This is a genomic window from Microcoleus vaginatus HSN003, from assembly GCF_022701255.1.
Taxonomy (GTDB): domain Bacteria; phylum Cyanobacteriota; class Cyanobacteriia; order Cyanobacteriales; family Microcoleaceae; genus Microcoleus; species Microcoleus vaginatus_B.
In genome coordinates this window covers 1823388-1848601 of sequence record NZ_CP031705.1, presented here as the reverse complement: position 1 = coordinate 1848601, position 25214 = coordinate 1823388, and the positions used below count along the sequence as shown (strand labels likewise).

The following is a 25214-nucleotide window of genomic DNA, read 5'->3' as shown; positions in this document are numbered from 1 at the left end:
AAAAATAAAAAAGATAATGGCAATATGTAGTATCAAGCTGAAGACGCACTGAATCAATAGGGTAGGGGCTTAAAATCACCCTAAATTATGATAAATGTTTGCCTACTACTTGCTCGGCTACGCGACTAATTCCGGGCAACCATAGCGGTTGACGCTTCCAGAGGCGAACCATCAGTCCCAGAGCAACGATGAAATAGCTGGTTGTTAGCAGGCTACTCATTAATAACATGGGAAGTGTCGGAGATTCCGCAGAAATCGCTCCAGCTTCTAAAAGAATATGTCCTAAGAGCCAACTAAAAGCAAGGGCAATTGCCAAGCGGCTAACGGCTTTGCGTTCGGGACTACCCTGACGGCGGTAAAGAGTCCACAGGGCGGGGAAAAAGCCGATGACGGGGATCATTAATACAAACAGACTGGCACGATCGAGTTCAGGATTTTCTAAGGGATCTGTTCTTTTCATAATTCGCTACTCAAAATTTGCAGAAGGTCAGATTTTGCACAAAAGTTATTTGTTAGAGGGAAAATTTATATCCTAAACCAAAATTCCCAGAGGTGGGGGGGTGCGATCGCCAAACTTGTCTGTCAGAGGCAAAATTTTTCTGCCCTCACAATCTCGCGACCGATCGGTGGCAACTTTTCGACCCGGAGACCCGTATTTTGATAAACTGGATACAGCACAGCAGACAGGAGAACAGACGAAGGCCATGACCCAATCCCAAAAATCAATCGTTATTGCTCCATCCATATTATCAGCCGATTTTAGCCGTCTCGGAGAAGAGATTCAGGCTGTCGATCGAGCTGGAGCTGACTGGATTCACGTAGATGTGATGGACGGTCGCTTTGTTCCTAATATTACTATCGGGCCGCTGATTGTTGAGGCAATTCGCCCTGTTACTACCAAGGTGATCGATGTCCACTTGATGATTGTGGAGCCGGAGAAGTACGTCGAGGACTTCGCTAAGGCTGGCGCTGACATTATTTCGGTTCACGCCGAGCATAATGCTTCGCCTCATTTGCACCGCACCCTCGGCCAAATTCGGGAATTGGGCAAAATGGCTGGTGTGGTTCTGAATCCTTCGACGCCTTTGGAGTTGATCGAGTACGTGCTGGAACTTTGCGATTTGGTGCTGATTATGAGCGTCAATCCCGGCTTTGGTGGTCAAAGTTTTATCCCGGCTGTTTTGCCGAAAATTCGCCAGTTGCGTAAAATGTGCGACGACAAGGGCCTCGATCCTTGGATTGAGGTAGATGGCGGTTTGAAGGGGAACAATACTTGGCAGGTTCTGGAAGCGGGCGCAAATGCGATCGTCGCTGGTTCTGCTGTGTTTAAGGCGAATGATTACGCAGCCGCGATCGAGGGTATCCGCCACAGCAAGCGTCCGACTCCTGAGTTAGCTGCGGTTTAATCCAAGATTTTTCAAGTTTTTCGGGTTTTTCTCGTTCCCAGCCAAAGCAGGCTGGGAACATATTTTTAGACTCGGTTTCCAAGAGTCAGGAATTACTTATTTCGAGACAGAAGCGAGAATGCTTTCCATTTCAGCCAGCTCGACCGCCCCGGAGAAAGTTTGGCCGTTCATAATAAAAAATGGAGTGCCTTCAATGCCCAGTTGTTGAGCAAGTTGCACGTCTTTCTGAATGGCGGCTTCGGCAGCAGGGCTGTTGCGATCGGTGTTGAATTTATCTAATTTTAGATTGAGCTTTTGGGCGATCGATGCGTACAATGGCTCGCCTAAATCTTTTTGCCCTTCAAACAAAGCGCTGTAATATTCCCAGAATTTGCCCTGCTGTTGGGCTGCCCAAGCTGCTTTAGCTGCTGGCAGCGCTTGAGGGTGAATAGAAGTCAAGGGAAAATGCTTGTAAGCTAAAGTAACTTTGTCCTGGTGTTTTGCCATAAACTGCTTGACAGTATCGTGAGCGCGCGCGCAAAACGGACATTGAAAGTCAGAGAATTCTAAAAGTACAATTTGCTGGGAAGGTGAGCCCGTGCTGGGAGAATCCCCTATCGAAGATTTGGGATTAGTTTTCATCTCCTGCAAAAATGACTGCTGCGCTGCTTTGAGAGACTGCTGCTGCTGTTGCTGGTACGCTTGTACCGACTCTAAAATTACTTGCGGGTTTTCGCGGATAATCTGCAATACTTGCTCTTTCAATTTGGGATCGGCTGAATTGCCAGCCGCTGACTGGGCGGGGGAACAACCGATAAATACCAGGCAACTTGCCAGGAGTACAGCCAAGCACAAGGCTTGCTGGCTGCGGAGTTTTCGCCAAATAGTGGATACGTTCATCTTTTTTTTCTGATTCACGGCAACACTTAATCCTACATTTAATTTTGCGGAGTGTCAGGTATACCGCTGTTGACTGCTGTGCAGTTATTTTTATCTGTGACCAATATTTATTCAGTGGTAATCGGTAATTCGTACTCGGTAATTGGCAAGGGGTGTTAATCACTTGAACAGCGACTAACCTAATAATTAAGATTTAAATCATGGGAATTTATTATAATATAATTTTGCCTCAAACGACCCAATAAAAAAGGTTTGTAGTGAGGAATTTAGTCCTGAGCAGATTCTGAGGACTTTAGTCTTAACTACAAACGCGAGCGCCGTTATTTTACAGGACTAGATATAAAAGATAAAAGGACGATCGCCCGAGCGATCGTCCTTTTATTTGGTGCACGTATTATCCGCTTTTAAGCTTGTCTGAATCAGAGACTATTTGCGGTTGTTGAGCCATTTAGCTGCAACTATTCCCAAAATACCTGCAACAACTGGATTTCCCAAAAACTTCATCAAACTCGGCTGTTCTGCCAGCACTTCTTGGAAAATATCCGGGTGATTGTGATAGGTAAACGAGGCCAGCTTGGTAACATCGTCAGCATTCATGCGGCTGGCGTGGTGCGTAGAAAGTCCTAGCTGCTTTTCCAATTGGCGATCGTCCAATCCTCTCTTGCCCAAATGCTTGAAGAATTCCCGCGCTACATCGTCGCGTTCGTTTGGCTTAATTTGGGCGATCGCCTTTTGCAATTCCGGTTCCAACTGAGCCGGCGGGAGGGAGTCGTGATTCAGGGAACGCCCGAATAATTGTTTGCGCTGAGCGGGCGAAGTTCTCTGAGCAAAATCGTCAAAGTTTTCGTAATCTTCACCAGTTGTCTCCGGCATCATTTCTCGATCGCCCTGGGCTAAATCGTTCATGATTTGACGCTTGTAATTATCGCTGCTACTCATGGTAACTCTCTTCCAATCTACACAACTTTTCAGTCTTAATTTGAGATGGTTTCGCTTTCAAAAAACTGTGGAATATTAAACCGCCACGCGGCTATCATTTAAGCTTGCTAACCCGGTCAAGACTTGTATTCAATCTGATTTGATTGCTGGTCGTACTTAGCAGTCAAAATCAACTTTTTGTCAGGAGCGTAAACCAAAACACTTACATCCTGATTTGGGAAATTGCGGTGAAAACCTTGTGCTAAAGATTTCGCCAAATCTTTCACTTCAGTCGGGCGGACTTGCGGGGTAATTACAATTCCCAATTTGTTATTGTCGCGGACGTAAGCATCCTGAACCAAGCCCTTAGCCGTCTTTGTTACCCATTGACCAAAATCTTGACCTGCGGCGGTATTGCCACGTTCTAGCTGCGCGTAATAACCCTGACTGCCACCAATTGCTACAGGCACATCAGTCGATTTTTGGGCTGAAATGCTGGGCGCGCAGGCAGTAGTAACTGCCAGCATTAATACCAAAAGTACGCCCGCAATTATTTTGCGACTCTGCTGCAATAAACTCACCTTTTTTCCTCCGTTCACAAAAGATTTGGAATACTTGAAAGGGTCTGGTTGCTCGACCCTCTCAATTAGTATTAGGCTTAGTCTAGTTTCTTTTTGAGCTCATCTTTTACATCTTCGATGGCGTGACCAGCTTCAGCTTTTGCCTGCTTGGCTTTGCCTTCTGCTTTATCCTTCGGGTCGCCAGTAACATTACCTAGGGCTTCTTGAGCAGCGCCTGCGATGTTGTTGCCAGTTGCCTTTGCTCTATCTTCAGTGCTCATGGGTTTCTCCCTATCTGTATCTCAGACATTTTTTACTTAATAAACTCATCATAGGTAACTAGGAGCTGCGTTGCACTCTACCTCTAGGAAGAAAGAATGAATCAACAATGAATAGGGAATAGGGAATAGGGAATATAAAAACTTTATTTTTCTCTCTTGACCTGACTGCCACTTTGATAATTACGGTGTTTTTTTACAGTTTCTATGGGCGACAACGAAGTATTTCGGTGTAAAAATTAAGGGGGAGCGTTACCCTTGCTTAGAGGACGGTTTTTGTGAAACCCAAAATACTTTAAAATTTCAAATTTATATTAAATTCTGTCTTGTGCCTTGTGCCTTCTTGATTCCTTCTTCTTCCTTCAAAAGGCGGGTGTGAACCAGATCGGATCTTACCCACACCCTAAAAAAATCGCTATTAGTTTTAATTTACCTTGGGAGGACATTCTTCATCTATTCTGTGCTGAAGTTCTTCTTTCAACTGTTCCACAGCGCGCATAGTTTGAGAATCTTTTTGTTTTTGCTCACCGAGCGCTTTTTCTGTTTCCTCACCCAGCAATATTTCTCTTGATTTTGGTAGCGTTACTTGAGTTTCGCTGCCAGGGTGGGTCGCATTTTCTTCAGTATTCATTAGTTTTTCCCCTATTCTTGGCAAAATTGATTTTAAACAAGGGTACTTATAAGTTAACCTTAAGTTAATTATAAGGGAAATCACGAACACTGCCCTCTGCCTGAAGAAGGAGGAGGTGGGTAATAGTTTTTAGTTTTAAACTAAGAGTTTAAAGTACGGAGACTTCCATCTGCCGGAAGGGAGATAGGGGAAGGGGAAGAGTGCGTGAGTGCTTGAAATTATTGATAACCTGCAAGGGTAATCCCGTGAATGAGTTGGGGAGAGGAGAGGAGCGGGGAGAGCGGGAGAGGGTGAGAAGTTTTATGCAGCGGGCGCGCCATAAGTACCTTCTGTCGTTTGTTTGATGAGGCTGTTTCGACATCCGTAAAAGATGAAAAGAGAAATAGGCCACAGATTTAGTGCAGACTTAAGTCAGATGTAGAGCAGTTTGACCCTTAAAATCAACAGGATGCCGCAATTCGCAAGTTGTGTGCCGATCGGGTTAAATAATCTGCTAAAGAAAAGTTAGCATCAAGGCCAACTTTGTGCAGGATCGAACTAAAATTTCTGTTATTAGTAAAAAGTATTTAAAACCGTATGGTAACAAGGAGCAGTAACCCCCTCGAAGCAGCCGGCAGGCCTCGTGAGCCGATCAAAATAGGCGTGTTGCATTCGCTGACGGGCACGATGTCCATCAGCGAAATTTCTGTTAAAGATGCGACGCTATTGGCTGTTGAAGAAATTAATGCCGCGGGAGGGGTGCTCGGACGCCCCTTGGAAGCGGTTATAGAAGATGGAGCCAGCGATTTGCAGACTTTTGCTCTAAAAGCTAAGCAATTGCTCTTAGAAGCGCAGGTGGCGGTGGTATTTGGCTGTTGGACTTCGGCGAGCCGCAAAGCTGTACTGCCGGTTTTGGATCACGGCAACGGGTTGCTGTTCTATCCGGTGCAGTATGAAGGGCTAGAACAGTGTCCGAATATTTTCTACACTGGTGCTGCCCCGAACCAACAGATTGTGCCTGGGGTGAATTACTTGCTGGCACAGGGGAAACGGAAAATTTTCTTGTTGGGTTCGGACTATCTCTTTCCCCGGACGGCAAATCGGATTGTGAAAGCTCAACTGGCGGCACAGGGGGGAGAGTTGGCGGGGGAAGTGTATCTGCCGCTGGGTTCTAGGGAAGTGGGCGAGGCGATCGCTGATATCTTAGCAGTGAAACCGGATGCTATTCTCAACACTCTCAACGGTGACAGCAATGTGGCTTTTTTCCAAAAGCTGCGGGAATTTGGCTTGAAACCGGAGGATTTGCCGGTGATGTCGGTCAGCGTAGCAGAAGAGGAAGTGCGGGCGATCGGGCCGTCCAATATTGCTGGACATTGGGTGGTTTGGAACTATTTTCAAACGGTGGATACACCGGAAAATCGGAAATTTGTCAAGGCTTATAAAGCCCGATACGGGGAAAATAGAGTCACGGATGACCCGATCGAAGCGGGTTATTTAAGCGTTTACCTGTGGAAGCAAGCAGTAGAAAAAGCTGGTTCGACAGATGTGGTTAAAGTCAGGGCTGCTGCTAAAAATATCGAGTTTGCAGCGCCATCGGGCAAGGTAAAAATAGATGGCCAAACGCAGCATATCTGGAAAACAGTGCGGATTGGTAAGGTGCAGTCGGACGGTCAAATTGAGGAAATTTGGAATTCGGGCGCCCCAGTGCAGCCAGATCCTTTTCTCAAAACCTATCCTTGGGCGGCGGCACTTGCTCCGAGGCCGATTTCTCTGGGAACTCGGGCGTCTTTGAGCGGGCTGTTTGTCATCTTGGTACTGATAACTTGGATGGCGGTGGGAGTCGGGTGGATGGGTTCTGTGGAGATGAAGAACTATTTGCTGACAATAGACGCTGCCTCAGCTCCGGCGGCGGGGGTTCCTGATGCCGCAATGGCGGTGCTGGTGCAGCAAACTCTCTTGGTGGCGAGCCGCACTCAGCACTGGCTGCTGGGGGCTTCAGTTTTGAGTTTGATCGCGGGGATAGTGGCTTTTGTGTCGGTGTCGGCAATTATTCGGAATCTCGGCTTGGTGCGGGAAACTGCCGAACAGATGGCGAGTGGTGATTTGACGGCTCGATCGCCTGTGGTTTCTAATGATGCGATCGGGGTGCTATCTTCTACTCTCAATACAATGGCTCAGCAAATTAGCAGTTTGCTCAACGGTTTGGAAGTCCGACAGCGGCAGCTAGAAGAACGATCGGGCGAATTGGAAGTTGCTAAGAACGCTGCGGAAGCTGCCAACCGGGCGAAAAGCACTTTTTTGGCAAATATGACTCACGAGTTGCGGACGCCCTTGAATGCGATTATTGGGTACAGCGAGCTGCTGCAAGAAGAGGCTCTGGAACTCGGCGAAGAAGAGTTTGTGATGGATTTGGCAAGCATTAATATGGCCGGCAAGCAGTTGCTCACCATTATTAGTGACATCCTGGATATTTCTAAAATTGAAGCAGGAAAGATGACTCTTTTCTTGGAGACTTTTGATGTGTTGGATTTGCTCGAGCAGGTTGTCACTACTGTTCAACCGACGCTAGGGAAAAATGGCAACACTTTGATCGTCAATTGCGATCGCAATATTGGCACGATATACTCCGATTTGTCGAAGCTGCGACAAGCGCTGTTGAATTTGGCGACCAATGCTGCTAAGTTTACCGATCAAGGCAAAATTACGATTAATGTTTGGAAGGAAGAAGGAGAAGTTTGGCCAGTGGAGAATGCCGAAGAACTCTCGGCAGATCCTTCTCGGTGTCAACAGCCTTCGATCGTTTTTCAAGTCACCGATACCGGCATCGGCATGACTGAGGATCAGGTGTCGAGGTTGTTCGGAGCTTTTGCCCAAGCGGATGATTCTACTACCCGCAGGTATGGCGGCACCGGTTTGGGGCTGACAATTAGCCGGAAGTTTTGCCAGATGATGGGCGGGGACATTACGGTTGATAGCGAGTTTGGCTGCGGTTCTAGTTTTACGATCCGGTTGCCGATTGCCGTTAAAAACCCGAAAGAAGCGCGGGAAGATCGAGAAGTCGCAGAAATGCAGCCGAAGTATTCTGAGGAGTTAGAAACGAGTGTAGCGTCGCCAGAAGCAAAGCAAAAAGCAGTGCGATCGCAACCGCTGGATCTGCCGGAGGCTGCTACTGTGCTGGTGATTGACGACGATCCAGACGCGCGGGATTTAATGACTCGCTGCTTGTCGAAACAGGGATTTCGGGTGCGATCGTCGGCTAGCGGTCAAGGGGGGCTTTTGTTGGCTAAGGAGTTGCTGCCCGACGCAATTATTCTGGACGTGATGATGCCCAGTATGGACGGCTGGGCGGTGCTGTCGGCGCTGAAAGCCGATCAGGATTTGGTTGAGATTCCAGTGATTATGATAACTTTTTTGGACGACCAAAATCAGGGGTTGGAATTGGGAGCGGCGGAGTATGTGAGAAAGCCTGTGGATTACAAGCGCTTTGCTGCTTTATTGAGCAAATATCAGGGTATCGAGAAGTAGTTTGTTGAGTGTTGGCTGTTGGCTGTTGGCTGTTGACTGTTGACTGTTGAGTGTTGACTGTTGTTAGTGGTTATTAGTTATTAGTTATTGGTAGCAGATAACAACTAACAACTAACAACTAACAACTAACAACTAACAACTAACAACTGACTAATTAATCTAAAAAGCCCATTAATGTCGAGCTATCGTCAATTTCGTTGGAGGCAATTGGCCGATTTCCTCCCATTGTGGAGTAAACTTCATCAATGTGCAGAGTGCTCATGCCAATAGGGCGGGCACCGGACATACTGAACATTTCACTGACTTGCATGGCGCTGGAACCGATCGGGCGTCTCCCCACTGTCCCCACCACTTCAAACTCGCTCGATTCGACCGGGCGATTGCCTACAATGCCGTAGGTATCGCTGATGTGCAGGGTGCTAGTGCCGATCGGGCGATTCCCCGACATTGAGACGGTCTCGCTGATGGTAAAATCGTCTGGGCCGACGGGGCGGTTGTCATGCATGAGTTGCGGCCGATAAAGTTGGATTCCGGTTGCTTTGGCATCCGTGGGTTCTGTCGGTTGGCTTTTGGAACCTGCTTTGCCGCGGCGGGCGATCGCTTTGCTTTTGCTTGTACCTGTACTGCTCGTATCCATAATTCTTTTCCTCGCTTATTTTTGGGCGTTGATTGCTGGGTGCGGACAACTGCTTTTCTTGGCTTTCTGCTTGCTATTTCGGCCGATGATTAAAATAATATTACAAAGTCTAACTATTTTCTTAGAGAAATTGCAGAATCTCTGCATTTTTGTTAAGATTTATGGGTAATAGCTACATTTTCCTATGGTAACTGCGGCAGCATCTTTTCAATTGCAAGCGCCCTTCCAGCCCACAGGCGACCAACCGCTAGCGATCGAGCAACTTGTCAAAGGCATCGAAGCGGGCGATCGATTTCAAACCTTACTCGGTGCCACAGGTACGGGCAAAACCTTCTCCATTGCCTCGGTGATTGAAAAAGTCGGCAGACCCACCTTAGTTCTAGCACACAACAAAACCCTAGCCGCTCAACTGTGCAACGAACTGCGTAATTTTTTCCCCAACAATGCAGTCGAATACTTTGTCAGTTATTACGACTACTACCAACCTGAAGCATACATCGCCGTCACCGATACTTTCATTGAGAAAACGGCAGCAATTAACGACGAGATCGATATGCTGCGGCACTCAGCCACGCGATCGCTCTTTGAACGCCGCGACGTAATTGTAGTTGCTTCAATTAGCTGCATCTACGGTTTGGGAATGCCCGCCGAATACCTGAAAGCAGCTATTCCTTTGCGAGTAGGAATGGAAGTAAACCAGCGGCAAGTTTTGCGCGATTTAGTCAACGTCCAATACAGCCGCAACGATATAGATTTAGGTCGAGGCAAATTTCGCGTCAAAGGCGATGTTTTGGAAATCGGCCCCGCTTACGAAGATAGAATTATTCGCGTCGAATTCTTCGGCGACGAAATTGATGCCATTCGCTACGTTGACCCCGTAACAGGTAAAATCCTGCAAAGTTCAACGGCTTTAAATATCTATCCAGCGCGCCACTTTGTCACGGCAGAAGATAAATTAGAGGCAGCTTGTCAAGGAATAGAACTCGAATTAGAAGACCGACTGGTAGAATTTGAAAAACAGGGTAAACTATTAGAAGCTCAGCGGTTGGAACAGCGCACTCGCTACGATTTGGAAATGCTGCGCGAGGTAGGTTACTGCAACGGAGTCGAAAATTATTCGCGGCATTTAGCAGGGAGAAATGCGGGGGAACCGCCAGAATGTTTGATTGATTATTTCCCGAAAGATTGGATGTTGGTGATAGATGAATCTCACGTCACCGTGCCGCAAATTCGGGGAATGTACAACGGCGACCAAGCGCGCAAAAAAGTATTGATTGAACATGGTTTTCGCTTGCCCAGCGCGGCAGATAACCGCCCTTTAAAAGCAGAGGAATTCTGGGCAAAAGAAAATCAGTGCATCTTTGTTTCTGCTACGCCTGGGGATTGGGAAATGGAAATATCGGAAGGCAGGGTTGCAGAGCAAGTAATTCGCCCTACCGGAGTAATAGATCCGACAATTTTCGTGCGCCCGACGGAAGGACAAATTGATGATTTGTTGGGGGAAATCAAGGAGAGAGTAAGTCGGGACGAGCGAGTTTTGGTGACGACTTTAACGAAGCGGATGGCGGAAGATTTAACCGAATATTTGCAGGAGAGGGCTATTAAAGTCCGGTATTTGCACTCGGAAATTCAGTCGATTCAACGCATCGAAATTATCCAAGATTTGCAGGATGGTAAGTTTGATGTATTGATTGGTGTTAACTTGCTGCGGGAAGGTTTGGATTTGCCGGAAGTTTCGCTGGTGGTAATTTTGGATGCGGATAAAGAGGGGTTTTTGCGATCGGGACGTTCGTTGATTCAAACGATTGGAAGGGCGGCGCGGCACGTTCAGGGACAGGCGATTTTGTACGCGGATAATTTGACGGATAGTATGGTTAAGGCGATCGACGAAACGGATCGACGCCGGGGGATTCAGGTAGCGTACAATAAGATGCACGGGATTACGCCACAGCCGATCGCGAAAAAGCGATCGAGTAATGCGATTTTGGCATTTTTGGATGTGTCGCGCAAGCTAAATTCTCAGCAGTTGGAGGATGTTTACGAACAGGTAAACGAGTTATCTTTGGATGAGATTCCTCAGTTAATCGGGCGGTTGGAAGCGCAGATGAAGGCGGCGGCTAAGAAGTTGGAGTTTGAGGAGGCGGGTAAATTGCGCGATCGGATTAAGCATTTGCGGGATAAGCTATTGGGACATTAAGCTTGTTGTCAGGGAATTGAGGGGGATTTTTAACCGCAGATGCACGCAAATAAACGCTGATGAAGGGATAATTCAAAAGCCAAACATCGCTTTTAGTCCATTGGCGATCGGCTGATACTCTTCTGCGGTTAAATCTCCTCGGTAGCCCAAAACACGCTTTATGTCTACAGCGCGTAGTTGATCCAGCAACACAGTAGAGTCATAGCGTAGGTTTCCCATTCCAGCCTGAAGCTGCGGATATAGCGTTGAGTTTCGTGTCGCCCAATCTCCTTGTTGTGTCGTCAAGGGAACGACTATTACCAGCGAAAACCGCGTTATTCCTGTGACATTTGGCAAAGCTACAATTACCGCAGGTCGAGTGTTTTCCTGTTCGCGACCGGGGGGAATTTGAGCCGGGAAGTTAACTAGCACCACGGCCCTCACCTGCAAAAAATTAGGTAGCTGACTCACAAACTTTCTCTACCTTTTTATTGCCAATGTCGATCGGGTTTGTTTCTTGAATCCGCCACGCAGCATAGGCTAGAACTTCTTTAAAGTCTTCTTCTTCAAGTTCTGGATAAGTTTGGCGTATTTCTGCTGTCGAATAGTGAGAAGCCATCATTGAGATAATAGTTTCAACTGGTATGGGTAAGTTGCGAATGCAAGGTTTTCCCGCCATGAATTCTGAATCGGAGGTAATTCTAGTAAATTGCTGGATATCTTCTTTGCTATTCGTTGCACTTTCATTGTCCAGAATTACCATTCCAACTCCCGGAATAAAACGCACAGGCTTTGTGCCTTCCAGGGGGTCTACATCTCCCCAATCATAGGGGGGAATTTCATTATCGACGAGGTAAAGTTGACGCCAAGGTGATTTTGCCAATGCTTCCTCAGAAATGTCAGGAAAAAATATTAGCACTTCTGCGATGCCAACGGGAAAACCATTGAGTTTGCTCAAGGCATCTAGAATGGCGGCTAAGACGGATAAGTCTAGGTGGCTGAGGTTTTCGGCTTTTTCGATCAGTTGGTATACGGTTTCAGGATTGAGTGTTTCGCCCACAGCTTCGACTAAGTTTTCGGGGGTGAAACCTCGACATTTCAAGTATTCGGCTAGTTGTAAGCGAATTGTACTCATGGGTTTAGTTGAGAAAGATTCTAGGGTGAAGTGCGATCGCCTTTTACCATTATCCTATTTTTTGGATGGAAAGGGCGATCGCACTTTCTATCAGCTTCCTAGTCTTTCGGCTGAGTATTTGCGTTCCAAGGAGTCGGCTTTTGATGAACCATTGTTATCCCAGGAATCAGACTCGTACTCCCATCCACGGTTTTTATCTTTCCGATCCTCATCTTCAGAGTGTAAGCGTTCTAAGGTAGTCACTCTGTCTTTGAGTTTTTGCAGATCGCGCTGAATGTCCGATGATGTAAGCTCTTGACTGTTTGGGTGCGACCCATAAACCATACGGGCTATCTCCAAACCATCAGGATGAGCGAGCAGCTTTTCGAGTAGCGCTCGCGCGTGATTTTGTGGTATCATTGTTTTGCATAAATTAAATAACATCCAGAATCCTGAGAACGGCTTAATGCAGTTCAATGCTACCGTTCTAGAATTCATGGTTTGAATAGAGCGTCCTTAACACCTCCAAGTAGTAGGGACGTTCTTTATTTATTATTAGCACATTAGCTGGCTAGTAGTCAATCAAATTTTGTGATAAGTTATGGTTTTTTTTTTCTTGATCCTGTGTTACCAAGAAAGCAGAACGGGATAGAAAAAAACGAAACAGGATAGGAAATGAGATACTAATTGAATGCGAGGTATTAATTAACTTAATTAAGAATTGAAACCGCAAAGCGGGTATTTAGCGTTAAATCCTGCATAGCCACAATTAACCTAAATCCCGATTAGGGATTGAAACAGCTTTATTCTCTGTCAAAAGCGCAACGGGTTGCGTTTTTGAGTGGCAATTAACCTAAATCTCTATTAGGGATTGAAACCGATACATTTAGCAAGATGTGGGACGGAACTTTTAAAAATGCAGTTAACCTAAATATTTATTAGGGATTGAAACTTGTCCGTCATTATATTAAAAAAGGTCGCTCGCCCAAACCACCACCCAAACCAACTACTTGCCTAATACCACAGCATCCGTACTGCTAGCAAAAGCCGGACAAATAAATTCCTCCTTCTCTTCCAGCGTGATGTAACCTTTATCTACAGCTAGCTGCATCACTTCCTGAAGAAAACCTCTCAGCACATCTAATACGTGAGTGCGATCGCATTCAAAAACCTTTTCCCAACCAGAAGTTTCCAACTTCCTCAACTAAAACTTACGCAGGGGAACTCAGAAACCGGGTTTTTTGCGATAAAACTTTGTTACAGCCCGCAGATGTAGTAAAAACCCGGTTTCTTGGGCGGAGTGCGTAAGTTCTGTTTATGGAATTTTCGCATATTAAAGTGGTAAGTTGGGTTTTGTTACCTCAACCCAACCTACTAATAAACTTACGGTGTCGGATTCGGATACTTAGCGTGCACCGCATTAATTTCCGCTACGATCTCCTTATCCAAATTCACCTCCAAACTACCGATATTTTCCTCCAACTGTTCGAGACTTGTTGCACCGATAATTGTGCTCGTGACAAACCAGCGCGATCGCACATACGCCAAAGCCATCTGCGCCGGACTTATCCCATGTTTCCCCGCAATCTCAACATACGCTTTGACCGCATCGTTCAGATTAGTTTTATCGTAACGCTGGCCGAATCCCGCGAATAAAGCCAACCTAGAATTTTCGGGAATTCCCTTCAAGTATTTACCCGTTAACAGCCCAAATCCCAAAGGACTATAAGCCATCAATCCCACATTCTTAAAACGGCAAGTTTCTGCTAAATTTAGGTGAAATGTCCGATTGCTCAAACTGAAAGCATTCTGAATCGAAACAACTTTCGGCAATCCGTGTTTTTCCGCCAAGGTGCAGAACTCGCAAACTCCCCAAGGCGTCTCGTTACTCAAACCCAAATAGCGGATTTTGCCAGCTTTAATCAAGTCAGCAAATACCTCTAACTGTTCCAAAATCGGCACTGTTTCGTGTTCTTGGGCGATGTCGTAATCCGGCGCGCCAAATAGCGGCACGTAGCGATCGGGCCAGTGGATCTGATAGAGGTCAATGTAGTCAGTTTGCAAACGCTTCAGGCTGTCATTCAGGGCTTTTTCGACATTTGGGCGATCGATCTGATTTTTCCCTTCCCTAATCCACTTTAAGCGAGTGCTTCTGCCCGCTACTTTAGTCGCTATAATGACTTTATCCCGCTGCTGTTTCGCCAACCATTCCCCGATATATTCCTCTGTTTTGCCCTGAGTTTCCGCCTTTCCAGGGACGGGATACATTTCTGCCGTATCGATAAAGTTGATGCCTCTATCGATCGCAAAATCGAGCTGTTGGGCCGCTTCCTCAACGGTGTTCTGCTGGCCGTAAGTCATCGTACCCAAACAGATTTCAGATACTGATAAGTCGCTGTCGCCGAGTTTTTTGTATTCCATGATTTTGATGCTTGCTGCAAAATTCTCTGCTTCTATATTACCGAAAAACTTTCCTTTAGTTGAGCGCTCAAAACAAAGTAGGTGAAGCGCAGCTATTCCGTAAAAAATCTCCCTTTTCCCTCTTTTACTCTGCGTCCTCTGCGGTTAAAAATTTTCAAATGCTATCCGCACTAAAATGTTAATATAAAGAATTATGCCTCGATAGTTTATGAGTAACCGCCCGCCCAAAGTTCCGTTTGTAAATTTTTCACTGCAACACCAACCAATTCAATCGCAAATAGCAGAAGCAATTAGAAAAATAATCCAGGAAGGAGACTTTATTTTAGGCCATGCACTCGCAGAATTTGAAACCGCATTTGCAGCAGCTTCTGGAGTAAAATACGGCGTAGGATTGGCTTGTGGAACAGATGCGATCGCTCTGGGACTCCAAGCTTGCGGCATTAATCCGGGCGACGAAATTATCATACCCGCTAACACTTTTATTGCCACTGCGATCGCCGTCGTCCAAGCCAAAGCTATACCTATTCTTGTAGATTGTGACCCGGAAACCGCCCTGATTGACCTCACAGCAGCCGAAACAGCAGTTACCTCGAAAACTAAAGCAATTATCCCCGTACACCTTTACGGTCAAATGGTATCGCCTCGGCAGCTTTTAGATTTTGCGAATCGCCACGATTTAATCATATTTGAAGATGCCGCCCAAGCGCACTTAGCCCACAGAGAAGGATACCGCGCGGGTTCCATTGGTAAAGCAGCAGCATTCAGCTTTTATCCCAGCAAAAACCTTGGTTCTTTTGGCGACGGCGGGATGTTAATTACTAACGATGCACAACTCGCAGACAAAATGCGAACTCTCCGCAATTACGGAGCACCTAGCAAATATTTGCACACAGAAATTGGCACCAACAGCCGCCTCGACAATTTGCAAGCCGCCGTGCTCAATGTTAAATTGCCTTACTTAGAAAAATGGAATCGCGATCGCACCGACGCTGCTCAACACTACAATACTCTACTAGCACCATTGAAACACAAAGGCATTGTACCGATCGCCAACCATAGCAGCAGCGGTCACATTTATCACCTCTATGTTATCAAAATTACTGAGGAAAGCTCGATCAACCGCAACACCCTTCAGGAAAAACTCGGCCAACACGGCATTCAAACAGGGATACACTATCCCATACCTTGTCACCTGCAACCCGCCTACCAAAACTTAGGGAATCGGGGCGACTTTCTCCACGCAGAAACCCTGTGCGAACAAATTTTATCATTGCCAATGTATCCCGGATTGAGCAATACTCAGATCGAGCAAGTTGTTCGGGCGATCGTACTATCATTGAATTGCTAATTGTTCATAAAATTTATGCAGGAGGTGTTTCAAGCAGTAGGGTGCGGTTCTCAAAGCGTTTTGGTGGGTAATTAACAAATCTTTAACTCACACTTTAAAACCCGAAAGCGTTGCGAATCCAGCGCGGCAATCTTAAAACTTCTCAAACCATGCACATCCAGCGCAAAATTCGCATTGTTTTCAAGCGATACCTCGTGGGGGAAGGTATCACGGTGCTCCTAGCGCTGCTGTACGCCCCCTTGCTAGTACACTGGTACGACGGCTGGCTCAACAAAAGCATCAGCCTCGAACACGAATATTTCAGCCACGGACTAATTGGTTTGCCCTACGCAGCTTATATTGCTTGGATGAACCGAAAGTGCTGGCGCAGCTTACCCAACTCACCGCATCCTTTGGGAGGCTTTTTGTTGGTACTAGCCACGCTTTTTTATCTGAGTCGCTTGAGCGATTTAGTAAATTTATCCCTCCCCATAATGCTGGCCAGCATTTGCTTATCTTTAAAAGGAATTCCCGGCTTACAATTGCAGGCGATGCCGCTTTTATTCGTATTTCTGGCCTCGCCGAACCACATTCCTTACCTCATAGAACCCTACGCCTTGCCCTTACAGCAATTCATTGCTGAAGCATCAGGCTGGATATTAATTAAGGTTGGTATCAACGTGAGAGTGGAAGAAATTTATCTGTACGTCAACGAGCGCATTGTAGAAGTTGCTCCACATTGTGCAGGCTTAAAAATGCTGTTTACCAGTCTTTACGTCAGCTTAATTCTGCTGGATTGGACGGGAGTTTGGAACTCTCGCAAAAAAAGTATTTTGTTTTTAGTGATTACATCCATTCTTAGCATCACTTCCAACATTTTTCGCAATACTTTGCTAACTTACTTTCACGGAACCGACAGAGAGGCGCTTTTTACTTGGCTACACGCCGGATGGGGCGGAGATTTATATTCTGCTTGTATACTAGGATTATTGGTACTTCTCCTCAACGGGATGGACAAGTATTTCCCAAGTCAGTCTGGCAATTAATGAAACAGATGATTTCAGCACAGAAACTACTGCGGCGGTATCAATTATCTAAAATTATGGTACTGGTGTTTTTGCTGGTATTAGTTGGAGCAGTAGCAATTCCCGGCTACGCGACGGGAAGATGGCCTTGGACAAACCCGCCAACCCTTGCAAACCTCAAGCAATTAAGAAGTGTGCGCGAAAACGGGATAAAAATTCCTGGGTGGCAGGTTATAGCCGTTCAGAATAACGTCCAAATTGGCGCTCACAGATGGTTAGTTCAAGAAATTAAAAATGATCAAACAATTGCCATTTTATTGCTGTTGCCTCAAAATTACCCCAAAAATCAGCCCCAAGTGGAATGGCTAGATATCGATGGATTTCACCGATGGCAAACCGATTCTCATCGCACTTTGAGGTTTAAAGTTAAATTAGCACTAATACCCGGCCAGCCACCGCCTACTGTCGAAGCCCGGTTTTTCCGAAGCTGGACTCCCCAACAAACTTTTGCTGTCGTGCAGTGGTACGCTTGGCCTAACGGGGGTTCTCCAGCAACCAGTCGCTGGTTTTGGGAAGACAGCATTGCTAGACTCTCGAACCGCCGCGCCTCTTGGGTTGCTGTCAGTATCATCCTCCCCATTCAAGCGCAAAGCGATATTAAGATAGCTCAACCATTGGTGGAATCTCTTGCCGAAAGTGTCCAGGCTAAATTAATGACAGAAACTTTTCGGTTTGAGTAAGCAGGTAGGTGCAAGTAAATCAGCTTAGGGCGTGGGCCGATTTTGCCAAAATCAACTGATTCCTAGTAAATATCCCGATTCAACTCCCCCCTAAAATATCTTATTGTTTTTTCTTGTCGCTATATTTAGATGAAACTTACAACTCAGGTCATTCTTCAAAATAATACTTTTTTAAATCCTCTCAAAATGCGGGAAAAATCCACAATTAAAAATCGCCTCGCTTTTTCCTTGGCAGGCCTGTATTCGACTGCTTGGACTCTATCTTTTGCTGCTGTATTCTGGGGTTTTAATAGCAAAATTTTTTCGGGAACGGCTTTAGCTCAACCTGTTGTTCAAAGAGATGAGCGACTCGTAGCGCCACCGCCATTGCGTCTACCGCCACCGCCGCCTGCCAATTTCAACCGGGATATTAACCCAGCTTTTGGGAATCGGCCCTACCGCCTGGGCCCGGGAGACCAGATTTCTGTTCAAGTTCAGCGCTTCCCAGAGCTAGGTTTTACGGGTGCAATCAGCCCTGAAGGGGTAATTGTACTGCCGCTAATCGGAACAGTAAATGTGCGGGGTCTTACCGTCGAAGAATCACAGCAGCGCCTCCGGGAGCGCTTTGGCCAATTTATCAAAAATCCTCAAGTCTCGGCTGCTTTGCTGGTTCAGCGCCCCGTAGTGGTGACGGTGACGGGGGAAGTGGCCAGACCGGGTTTTTATCCGCTGCAAACCCCCCAGCTTCCTGCGGCTCTGGCGGCTGCTGCTGGGACTACTCCTACGGCGGAACTGCGGGCGGTGCGGGTGCGGCGGACTCTGCCGGGAGGTGCTGTCGTGGAGCAAGTTGTTGATATTTTGACACCGTTGCAAACGGGTATTGCTCCGCCGGATTTGCGTTTGGAAGATGGAGATGCGATCGTTGTACCGTATAAACAGGTTACGCCCGATCGCAAATCCGATCAAGATTTAGCATCCCGGTACAGCCTCGCTGCTGCTGCTGTCCCCGTCCAAATCACTGTCACCGGAGAAGTCAGCAAACCGGGTTTTTACACGCTTCCGGCGGGTTCTGGTCGAATTTCGGCTGCTTTGGTGATTGCGGGGGGAGTCACGGGAAAAGCCGATTTGCGCGAGGTGCGAGTGCGGCGGACGCTGCTGGACGGCTCGACGGTGGAGGAACCAATCGACCTCTACACTCCCCTAGCAAACGCTAACGATTTGTTCGATTTTCCTTTGGCATCGGGAGATGTAATTGTCATCCCGGAATTGGACGCTAGTATCAAAAACCTAGACTACGATAAAGCTCTGGTTTCGCGGTCTACTCTGATTAAGCCGAGGATCTACGTTCGAGTTTTGAGTTACGCTAGTGGTGGTTTGACCTCGTTCTACGTAGAAAATGGCAGCAGGTTTTTGGATGCTCTCAACAACTTGCCTGTTAATCTTGCTAACTTGCGGAAAATAGCCCTGATTCGGTTCGACGAAAAGCAAGGTAGAGCAATCAACCGTTCGATAGATGCTAAAGCTGCTTTGGAGGGCAATGTTTCTCAGAACCCGATACTCGAAGATAATGATGTGATTGTGATTGGTAGGAATTTGGTAGAGCGCATTGGTTATGTGATCAATACTTTTACTAGACCATTCCGGGATACTTTGGGATTTATTCTGTTCTTTGAGCAGTTGAGAAATGGGGTAACAGATTTGTTCGGGCCGTCACGTAATGATAGGTAGTCATACCATTTTCAATTTTCGATTGGCAAGGCCTTATGGGATATGAGTTTAGAGCACGAACCTATGGTTGCGGCTTTTTGGGGAAGTGGTATAATTAGTCAGTAGTCATTAGTTATCGTTAACAATTAGCAATCTAAAATCTAAAATCTAAAATCTAAAATCGTCATGACTTTATCCGTTGTCAAACGTTATTTAATTGCTTTCGACCAATACAAGTGGGTGGGACTGGCTACTCTCGCGGTGACTGTGGGGGTGTCGGGAGTAGTGGCTGTTCAGCCAAAGGCGGCGCCAGTTTACACTGCAATAGGTACGCTGGCCTACGACAGACCGAGCGTGATTTTTTCATCGACTACTACTAAAATTCAACAGGAAGGACAAGAAATAACTAAAGATATGTTGCTGGATACAAGGGTGGTTAAACCAGCAGCCCAAAAACTCATCCAACCCGAACAAAAATTAAACAAAAAAGAAGCGGCAGAAAAAGTACAAGCTTTGGCTAAAAAGCTGGCAAAAGATGTGCAAGTAAAGATGCCCAGTAAGAATAATGACCCCAGCGCTTTGATTCAAGTATTGTACAAAAATACCGATCGTAAACAAGCAGAAGCGGTAGTAAAGACGCTGATGAACGAAATGGTGGAGTACAGCAAAACATTTAATACTTCTAGACTGCGAGCAACTATCACGCAAATTAACCAGCGTTTGCCGAAAGTAACTCAGGAACTCCGAGAGACGGAAGCAAAACTTGAATCCTACGAAAAACGAGAAGGAACTTCAATTTTAGCTGCTCAGAGCGGTGCTTTGCCGCAAGCGATTACCAGCAGCCAACAGCAGCAGCGGCAACTCCGCGTGCAGTTGGGAGGAATTGAAGCTCAAATTAATAGTTTGCAGGATCGCTTGGGATTGAATGTGGAGCAAGCTTACGTCGCTCAAGCACTCTCTGCCGATCCAATTATTGCCCAACTGCGAGTGCAATTGTTTTCGATCGAATCTCAGCTCAAAATTCTCCGCAGCGACTTGCAGGAGGAACACCCGAAAATTGTAGAATTGCTTAAACAAAAACTTGCTTTTGAGCAGCAGTTGCAGCAGCGGCAATCTGAGGTACTCGGCGGTAACGGGGTGGCGGCTCCGCTCAGAAGTGCCGATCGAATTCGGGTAGACTCTTCTTTAGATCCGGCCAGACAGCAGTTAGCTCAAACTTTGATTGGTTTGCAAACGCAGCGGGATACGGTGCAACAGCAACTCCAAGGAATCGAGAAAACTGAAAAAGAATTGCGTCGGGAACACGCGACAATCCCCAACAAGCAGTTAGAACAAGCGCGGTTAGCGCAGCAAGTGGCGTTCAAAAAAGCTCTCTATGACAAGATGCAGTCGGCTTTGGTAGATGCTGAGGCGGCGGTAGCTGAGACAACGGGGAGTTTGAGAATCGCCCAATTGCCACAAACTGATGACGTTGAGTCAAACAAGAGAGGTTTGCCCGTGATGCTGGCGGTGGGCGGATTTGTGGGATTGCTGCTGGGCGGGGGGTTGATATTTTTGTTGGGGATGCTCAACGGCAAGTTTTACAGTTGGGAAGAAGTGCGGGCGGCTTTGGTGGAAAAAGAGGTGCCGATACTGGCAGTTTTGCCTGAAGTGACGGTGTTTGATTCCTACGGCGATGAAATGCCTCTGGCCCTGGAGGTAAATTCTCCTTATTTGGAATTTTACGAGCGGTTGCGTACTAATTTGCGCCGGATCGGGAACAAACCGGTGAAGGTGGTGTTGCTGACTTCGGCGGCGCCTTTGGAGGGGAAAAGTTTTAGTGCTTACAATTTGGCAATTGCATCGGCTCGATCGGGTAAACGGACTTTGCTAATTGAAGCAGATTTGCGATCGCCTTCTAACGTTGAATCTTTGAAAATTGCTGCTGATCCTCTGGCGACGGTGGAACCTTTGCACTATTACGGCAATATTAGCGAGTGCGTCCTTTTGGTTCCAGAGGTAGAGAATCTATACGTTGTGCCGAGTCCCGGCTTTTTGCGGCAAGCCTCCGCCGTACTAGAATCCAGCGAAATGCGGAGATTGTTTGAGGATGTTCGCAACCGCTTTGATTTTGTGGTTGTGGATTCTCCGGCTTTGAGCGAGTGCAACGACGCGCTGACGCTGGAACCGTACACGGACGGTATCATTTTGGTGGCGCGGCCTGGTTACACTTTGTCTAGTATGTTGTCTGAGGCGGCAGATCAGTTGCTGGAATCTGAGGATGAGGAGTCGAATAAATCCGGGCCGCGGCTGTTGGGAGCGATTATTAACGGTGCTGACATTCCCGTCAAGTTCCGCACTGATCTTCATGAATTGGAGTTGCCTTTGAGTGCGATCGGCGATCGGGCGATCGAAGTGCGATCGAGGCAATTACCGCAGCCGTCAAAGCCTAAAAACAAGGCTATTAATAGTAAATTGAGATAATTTATGTGGCTTGATTCTTATCAAGCAATCTTCAACGAAATGTGAATATATGGTAGGCTGCGACATAAGCAAATTCAGCCGAAAGCACCGTTAACAGTCAGTCGATTTTAGATTTTAGATTTTAGATTTTAGATTTTAGAATTGACTCCACAGATGAATCTGGGAGGCTGAACTTTGGTCTAAAATTTTGTGACCGGGGCGACTCCTGTCTTCAAGCAAGTATTAGTTTTTGGGCGACTTCAACAGCCAACAGCCAGTCGATTTTAGATTTAAGATTTTAGATTTTCGATTTAAAAATTGACTCCACAGATGAATCTGGGAGCTGAACTTCGGTCTAAAATTTTTCGCTTGTCAACAGTCAACAGTCAACCGTCAACCGTCAACAGTAAACAGTCACTACTTGAAAATGTGTCATCGCACTATTGATTGGATTCAGGGCTTTTCTGGTGTTTGCTCTGGATAAACTGTTCCAAATCGGCGATCGCATCTTCAAAATCCGACAAATTAATTTTCGCAGGTCTAGTCTTCTTCGGCGGACTCGAAGACTGACTCGAAGACTTCGCCGGAGGCGGTGGAGATTTAGGTTGTGCAGCTTGACTGCTGTTCGATTCTATATCGAACAATTCATCCAGGGACTCAAAAAATGATTGAGCCGAGGCCCGGCGTAAATCTTTCTGGTCATCGTCATCCGTCATAAGCCACTCCATAGAGTCCAAAAGTTGCCAACAAACTCTGTGCGCCCCGGCGCGTGCAGATATTAGACATGAAAACCGACTAAAACAAGCAGGGGGACAGAATTTAACCGGGCCGTGGGAATGCCTGCGGCCCAAGTTGCTGGCCCAATATCAAACCTGCTGCGGGCATTGTCAGCCTTCAAACTGTATTTAACTGTACACCCGCCTACTGAGTGATTTGAGACTTTGTGTAGACCCAGCTCAAAATCATCGACCCTGAAAAAATCTCAGTTAGGGCTCTTTCGTTGTCTAATTAACCCTAGTCTAGTCGAGAATAAGGAGACAGGACTTATGCAACTATTACCGCTGTTCAAGGGTTGCGATGGCAACGCGCCACCTCGAAAGGACGGAGAGACGGTATTTTTTGCTTAAGTCCTAAGATTTCAAAGGCATTAGGAGATTTTAAGGTGACTCAGGGATTTGATTACGATTTAGCAATTATCGGCGCTGGCGTGGGCGGACACGGCGCGGCCATACACGCGGTTAGCTGCGGACTGAAAGTGGCAATTATCGAAGCGGGGGACATGGGGGGGACTTGCGTCAACCGCGGCTGCATTCCCTCGAAGGCGCTGTTGGCGGCTTCGGGGCGAGTGCGAGAGTTGCGGAATGCCCACCACCTGAAGACTTTGGGAATTCAGTTGGGGAATGTGGATTTCGATCGCGGGGCGATCGCCAATCACGCTAACACTATTGTTAGCAAACTTCGCGGCGACTTGACCAACAGCCTCAAACGTTTGAATGTTGATACGATCGAAGGTTGGGGCAAAATCGCCGGTTCTCAAAAAATTACGATCGAAACCGATAAAGGTGAGAAAACGATTACTGCCAAGGATATTATTCTCGCCCCCGGTTCAATTCCTTTCGTCCCCCCTGGGATAGAAATTGACGGCAAAACAGTATTTACCAGCGACGATGCTGTCAGGTTGGAATCGCTACCGAAATGGATTGCAATTATTGGTAGCGGTTACATCGGTTTAGAGTTTTCCGATATTTACACCGCACTGGGCTGTGAAATCACGATGATTGAAGCTCTAGATCAATTGATGCCGACTTTTGACCCGGATATTGCTAAGTTAGCAGAACGAGTGTTAATTGCACCCCGCGATATTGAAACAAAAGTTGGGTTGTTGGCTAAGAAAATTATTCCTGGTTCGCCAGTAATTATTGAATTAGCTGATTTCAAAACTAAGGAAGTTGTCGAAGTTTTGGAAGTTGACGCTTGTTTGGTAGCAACGGGCCGAGTTCCTGTGAGCAAGAATTTGGGATTAGAAACTGTTGGCGTAGAAACGATGCGCGGTTATATCCCAGTTAACGATAAGATGCAGGTTTTGGCAGCGGGAGAACCGCTGCAGAATTTGTGGGCGATCGGCGATGTTAACGGCAAGATGATGTTAGCGCATTCTGCGTCTGCTCAGGGAATTGCTGCGGTGGAAAATATTTGCGGCCGTGCCCGCGAAGTTGACTATTTGAGTATCCCGGCGGCGGCGTTTACTCACCCGGAAATTAGCTATGTGGGGATGACGGAACCTGCGGCGAAGGAGTTAGGAAAAACTGAAGGGTTTGAGGTCGGTTCTGTCAAGAGTTATTTTAAGGGAAATTCTAAGGCTATTGCGGAGGGTGAAACCGACGGTATGGCTAAGGTGATTTACCGGAAAGATACTGGGGAGTTGTTGGGAGTTCACATTTTCGGTTTGCACGCTTCGGATTTGATTCAGGAGGCTGCAAATGCGATCGCCCAGCGCGATTCTGTGAACAATTTAGCATTCCGAGTTCACACTCACCCGACGCTTTCGGAAGTGTTGGATGAGGCGTTTAAACGGGCGGCTGGAGCGGGAAGTCATTAATTTGTAGGGGCTGTTTTTTGGTTTTATATCCCCGGCTTCTTGAAGAAGTCGGGGATTTCGGTATTCTGTTTTAGGGCGGTGGTAGAGTGCCGATCGCATTTTGGGCTAATTCGAGAAATTCTTCAGCTTGGGCGATCGATTCTGTGGCTTGCTCGCTCGTAACGGCATCAAGTTCGCCGTAATCTCCAGCATTTCGCAACTCTTGAGCTCTGATGAGGTATTGGTGAAACTTAACAGGAACTCTTCCTGTACGAGCAAATTCTCGACCAAAGGCGCTAATGACTGCGGAATGTTTAGAAAAAGATAGTCCTTCACCTTCTAAAAATGCTTCGGCAATATAAAACATAGTGTAGTACGCGCGAGAGGCTGCATAATCCGGGTATTCGCCATCTAACATTAACTTAGCCGCTGAAAGGCTTTGACGAGCTTTTGCGAGTAAGTTTAATTGAGCCGATGTCATATTAAAATTCCCTCTTTACGGATATTTCTGAGCAAAGGGCCTTGATAATTAGTGAATTTTTCTTCATTTATAAACTGGCAGCTAATCACTTCATCATTTTGGAGCGACAAATCTGCTACAATCTGAAGAGTTCTATCAATTTCTTCGCCTGCTTGAACTGGCGCTTTCAGAACTACTAACACATCTATATCTGAGTCTGGATGTGCATCGCCTCGCGCTTGGGAACCGTAGAGCACCATTTGGGTGAGGCGATCGCCGTAAAGTTGCTCGAAGTGCGATCGTAATTGCATCAGTATGTTGTTAAGCTTATCGTTAACGATCATATTTGTGGTAAATGATTGGAGGGCGATCGGGATTCTTTCGTTATACCAAATATCCCACTCCGATTTTCTCCTACTCACTATAGTTTGT

24 protein-coding genes are annotated in these 25214 nt (G+C 46.6%); 9 read left to right on the top strand and 15 right to left on the bottom strand.

What is annotated here, in order from left to right:
- Positions 1-85: 85 nt before the first annotated feature.
- Positions 86-460 (bottom strand): hypothetical protein, encoded by a 375-nt coding sequence (locus D0A37_RS07845; protein WP_006632079.1) that lies wholly within the window; start codon positions 458-460, stop codon positions 86-88.
- Between the two features lie 244 nt (positions 461-704).
- Here D0A37_RS07845 and rpe point away from each other — a divergent pair, with 244 nt between their 5' ends.
- Entirely contained in the window at positions 705-1406 is a 702-nt protein-coding gene (gene rpe, locus D0A37_RS07840) for a ribulose-phosphate 3-epimerase (protein ID WP_015179568.1), read from the top strand.
- Between the two features lie 96 nt (positions 1407-1502).
- Here the strand turns inward: rpe and D0A37_RS07835 are convergent, their stop codons facing one another.
- The 5 genes from D0A37_RS07835 to D0A37_RS07815 all read right to left on the bottom strand — a co-directional run bounded on the left by D0A37_RS07835 (position 1503) and on the right by D0A37_RS07815 (position 4672).
- Positions 1503-2285 (bottom strand): DsbA family protein, encoded by a 783-nt coding sequence (locus D0A37_RS07835; protein ID WP_242723036.1) that lies wholly within the window; start codon positions 2283-2285, stop codon positions 1503-1505.
- 426 nt (positions 2286-2711) lie between these two features.
- Positions 2712-3224, bottom strand: coding sequence for a hypothetical protein (locus D0A37_RS07830; protein ID WP_242723034.1), 513 nt, complete (start codon positions 3222-3224; stop codon positions 2712-2714).
- Positions 3225-3340: 116 nt separating this feature from the next.
- The gene (locus tag D0A37_RS07825; RefSeq protein ID WP_242723032.1) at positions 3341-3784 is read right to left on the bottom strand and encodes a hypothetical protein; all 444 of its coding nucleotides are present in this window, start codon (positions 3782-3784) and stop codon (positions 3341-3343) included.
- 77 nt (positions 3785-3861) lie between these two features.
- Complete coding sequence (locus D0A37_RS07820) at positions 3862-4044, bottom strand: CsbD family protein (RefSeq protein WP_006632074.1); 183 nt, start codon at positions 4042-4044, stop codon at positions 3862-3864.
- A 421-nt stretch (positions 4045-4465) separates the two neighbouring features.
- Entirely contained in the window at positions 4466-4672 is a 207-nt protein-coding gene (locus D0A37_RS07815) for a hypothetical protein (RefSeq protein ID WP_242723031.1), read from the bottom strand.
- Positions 4673-5248: 576 nt separating this feature from the next.
- Here D0A37_RS07815 and urtA point away from each other — a divergent pair.
- Positions 5249-8176, top strand: a complete 2928-nt coding sequence (urtA, locus tag D0A37_RS07810; protein ID WP_242723030.1) for an urea ABC transporter substrate-binding protein — start codon at positions 5249-5251, stop codon at positions 8174-8176.
- Positions 8177-8330: 154 nt separating this feature from the next.
- On the opposite strand, the gene D0A37_RS07805 is transcribed toward urtA, so the two are convergent.
- Entirely contained in the window at positions 8331-8813 is a 483-nt protein-coding gene (locus D0A37_RS07805; RefSeq protein ID WP_242723029.1) for a hypothetical protein, read from the bottom strand.
- A 184-nt stretch (positions 8814-8997) separates the two neighbouring features.
- Between D0A37_RS07805 and uvrB the strand changes: the two genes are divergently transcribed.
- Positions 8998-11010 carry an excinuclease ABC subunit UvrB gene (gene uvrB / locus D0A37_RS07800; protein ID WP_242723028.1) on the top strand — a complete coding sequence of 671 codons (2013 nt, stop codon included), beginning with the start codon at positions 8998-9000 and terminating at the stop codon, positions 11008-11010.
- Between the two features lie 72 nt (positions 11011-11082).
- On the opposite strand, the gene D0A37_RS07795 is transcribed toward uvrB, so the two are convergent.
- The 5 genes from D0A37_RS07795 to D0A37_RS07775 all read right to left on the bottom strand — a co-directional run bounded on the left by D0A37_RS07795 (position 11083) and on the right by D0A37_RS07775 (position 14524).
- Positions 11083-11460, bottom strand: a complete 378-nt coding sequence (locus D0A37_RS07795) for a type II toxin-antitoxin system PemK/MazF family toxin (protein ID WP_242723027.1) — start codon at positions 11458-11460, stop codon at positions 11083-11085.
- Entirely contained in the window at positions 11444-12124 is a 681-nt protein-coding gene (locus D0A37_RS07790; RefSeq protein ID WP_242723026.1) for a DUF433 domain-containing protein, read from the bottom strand. Before D0A37_RS07790 ends, D0A37_RS07795 begins: the two co-directional genes overlap by 17 nt.
- A 90-nt stretch (positions 12125-12214) precedes the next feature.
- Positions 12215-12523: a hypothetical protein gene (locus D0A37_RS07785; RefSeq protein WP_242723025.1), complete on the bottom strand. Its 309-nt coding sequence runs from the start codon at positions 12521-12523 to the stop codon at positions 12215-12217.
- A gap of 586 nt (positions 12524-13109) precedes the next feature.
- Positions 13110-13298 (bottom strand): hypothetical protein, encoded by a 189-nt coding sequence (locus tag D0A37_RS07780; protein WP_242723024.1) that lies wholly within the window; start codon positions 13296-13298, stop codon positions 13110-13112.
- A gap of 188 nt (positions 13299-13486) precedes the next feature.
- On the bottom strand, positions 13487-14524 hold the full coding sequence (locus D0A37_RS07775) for an NADP(H)-dependent aldo-keto reductase (protein WP_242723023.1): 1038 nt from the start codon (positions 14522-14524) through the stop codon (positions 13487-13489).
- A gap of 208 nt (positions 14525-14732) precedes the next feature.
- Between D0A37_RS07775 and D0A37_RS07770 the strand changes: the two genes are divergently transcribed.
- The 5 genes from D0A37_RS07770 to D0A37_RS07750 all read left to right on the top strand — a co-directional run bounded on the left by D0A37_RS07770 (position 14733) and on the right by D0A37_RS07750 (position 21765).
- Complete coding sequence (locus D0A37_RS07770; RefSeq protein WP_242723022.1) at positions 14733-15872, top strand: DegT/DnrJ/EryC1/StrS family aminotransferase; 1140 nt, start codon at positions 14733-14735, stop codon at positions 15870-15872.
- 149 nt (positions 15873-16021) lie between these two features.
- Positions 16022-16897, top strand: coding sequence for a cyanoexosortase B (gene crtB / locus D0A37_RS07765; protein ID WP_242725424.1), 876 nt, complete (start codon positions 16022-16024; stop codon positions 16895-16897).
- The gene (locus tag D0A37_RS07760; RefSeq protein ID WP_242723021.1) at positions 16897-17616 is read left to right on the top strand and encodes a cyanoexosortase B system-associated protein; all 720 of its coding nucleotides are present in this window, start codon (positions 16897-16899) and stop codon (positions 17614-17616) included. Before crtB ends, D0A37_RS07760 begins: the two co-directional genes overlap by 1 nt.
- A gap of 129 nt (positions 17617-17745) precedes the next feature.
- Positions 17746-19323 carry a polysaccharide biosynthesis/export family protein gene (locus D0A37_RS07755; RefSeq protein ID WP_242723020.1) on the top strand — a complete coding sequence of 526 codons (1578 nt, stop codon included), beginning with the start codon at positions 17746-17748 and terminating at the stop codon, positions 19321-19323.
- A 165-nt stretch (positions 19324-19488) separates the two neighbouring features.
- Positions 19489-21765, top strand: coding sequence for a GumC family protein (locus tag D0A37_RS07750; protein WP_242723019.1), 2277 nt, complete (start codon positions 19489-19491; stop codon positions 21763-21765).
- Between the two features lie 419 nt (positions 21766-22184).
- Here D0A37_RS07750 and D0A37_RS07745 read toward each other — a convergent pair whose 3' ends face one another.
- The gene (locus D0A37_RS07745; RefSeq protein ID WP_242723017.1) at positions 22185-22460 is read right to left on the bottom strand and encodes a hypothetical protein; all 276 of its coding nucleotides are present in this window, start codon (positions 22458-22460) and stop codon (positions 22185-22187) included.
- 446 nt (positions 22461-22906) lie between these two features.
- On the opposite strand from D0A37_RS07745, the gene lpdA reads away from it, so the two are divergent.
- A complete protein-coding gene (gene lpdA / locus D0A37_RS07740) occupies positions 22907-24343 on the top strand; it encodes a dihydrolipoyl dehydrogenase (RefSeq protein ID WP_242723015.1) in 1437 nt (478 codons plus the stop codon).
- A 70-nt stretch (positions 24344-24413) separates the two neighbouring features.
- On the opposite strand, the gene D0A37_RS07735 is transcribed toward lpdA, so the two are convergent.
- Positions 24414-24803, bottom strand: coding sequence for a HEPN domain-containing protein (locus tag D0A37_RS07735; protein WP_242723013.1), 390 nt, complete (start codon positions 24801-24803; stop codon positions 24414-24416).
- On the bottom strand, positions 24800-25204 hold the full coding sequence (locus D0A37_RS07730; protein ID WP_242723011.1) for a nucleotidyltransferase domain-containing protein: 405 nt from the start codon (positions 25202-25204) through the stop codon (positions 24800-24802). The genes D0A37_RS07735 and D0A37_RS07730 overlap by 4 nt, the downstream gene beginning before the upstream one ends.
- Positions 25205-25214: the final 10 nt, after the last annotated feature.

Bases quoted from the DNA above. Each gene is read 5' to 3' on its own strand.
- D0A37_RS07750 (WP_242723019.1), top strand. From the start codon at position 19,489: ATGACTTTATCCGTTGTCAAACGTTATTTAATTGCTTTCGACCAATAC.
- rpe (WP_015179568.1), top strand. From the start codon at position 705: ATGACCCAATCCCAAAAATCAATCGTTATTGCTCCATCCATATTATCA.
- D0A37_RS07755 (WP_242723020.1), top strand. From the start codon at position 17,746: ATGAAACTTACAACTCAGGTCATTCTTCAAAATAATACTTTTTTAAAT.
- D0A37_RS07790 (WP_242723026.1), bottom strand. From the start codon at position 12,124: ATGAGTACAATTCGCTTACAACTAGCCGAATACTTGAAATGTCGAGGT.
- D0A37_RS07735 (WP_242723013.1), bottom strand. From the start codon at position 24,803: ATGACATCGGCTCAATTAAACTTACTCGCAAAAGCTCGTCAAAGCCTT.
- D0A37_RS07835 (WP_242723036.1), bottom strand. From the start codon at position 2,285: ATGAACGTATCCACTATTTGGCGAAAACTCCGCAGCCAGCAAGCCTTG.
- D0A37_RS07820 (WP_006632074.1), bottom strand. From the start codon at position 4,044: ATGAGCACTGAAGATAGAGCAAAGGCAACTGGCAACAACATCGCAGGC.
- D0A37_RS07785 (WP_242723025.1), bottom strand. From the start codon at position 12,523: ATGATACCACAAAATCACGCGCGAGCGCTACTCGAAAAGCTGCTCGCT.
- D0A37_RS07770 (WP_242723022.1), top strand. From the start codon at position 14,733: ATGAGTAACCGCCCGCCCAAAGTTCCGTTTGTAAATTTTTCACTGCAA.
- crtB (WP_242725424.1), top strand. From the start codon at position 16,022: ATGCACATCCAGCGCAAAATTCGCATTGTTTTCAAGCGATACCTCGTG.
- urtA (WP_242723030.1), top strand. From the start codon at position 5,249: ATGGTAACAAGGAGCAGTAACCCCCTCGAAGCAGCCGGCAGGCCTCGT.
- D0A37_RS07760 (WP_242723021.1), top strand. From the start codon at position 16,897: ATGAAACAGATGATTTCAGCACAGAAACTACTGCGGCGGTATCAATTA.
- D0A37_RS07815 (WP_242723031.1), bottom strand. From the start codon at position 4,672: ATGAATACTGAAGAAAATGCGACCCACCCTGGCAGCGAAACTCAAGTA.
- D0A37_RS07845 (WP_006632079.1), bottom strand. From the start codon at position 460: ATGAAAAGAACAGATCCCTTAGAAAATCCTGAACTCGATCGTGCCAGT.
- D0A37_RS07830 (WP_242723034.1), bottom strand. From the start codon at position 3,224: ATGAGTAGCAGCGATAATTACAAGCGTCAAATCATGAACGATTTAGCC.
- D0A37_RS07745 (WP_242723017.1), bottom strand. From the start codon at position 22,460: ATGACGGATGACGATGACCAGAAAGATTTACGCCGGGCCTCGGCTCAA.
- D0A37_RS07805 (WP_242723029.1), bottom strand. From the start codon at position 8,813: ATGGATACGAGCAGTACAGGTACAAGCAAAAGCAAAGCGATCGCCCGC.
- D0A37_RS07775 (WP_242723023.1), bottom strand. From the start codon at position 14,524: ATGGAATACAAAAAACTCGGCGACAGCGACTTATCAGTATCTGAAATC.
- uvrB (WP_242723028.1), top strand. From the start codon at position 8,998: ATGGTAACTGCGGCAGCATCTTTTCAATTGCAAGCGCCCTTCCAGCCC.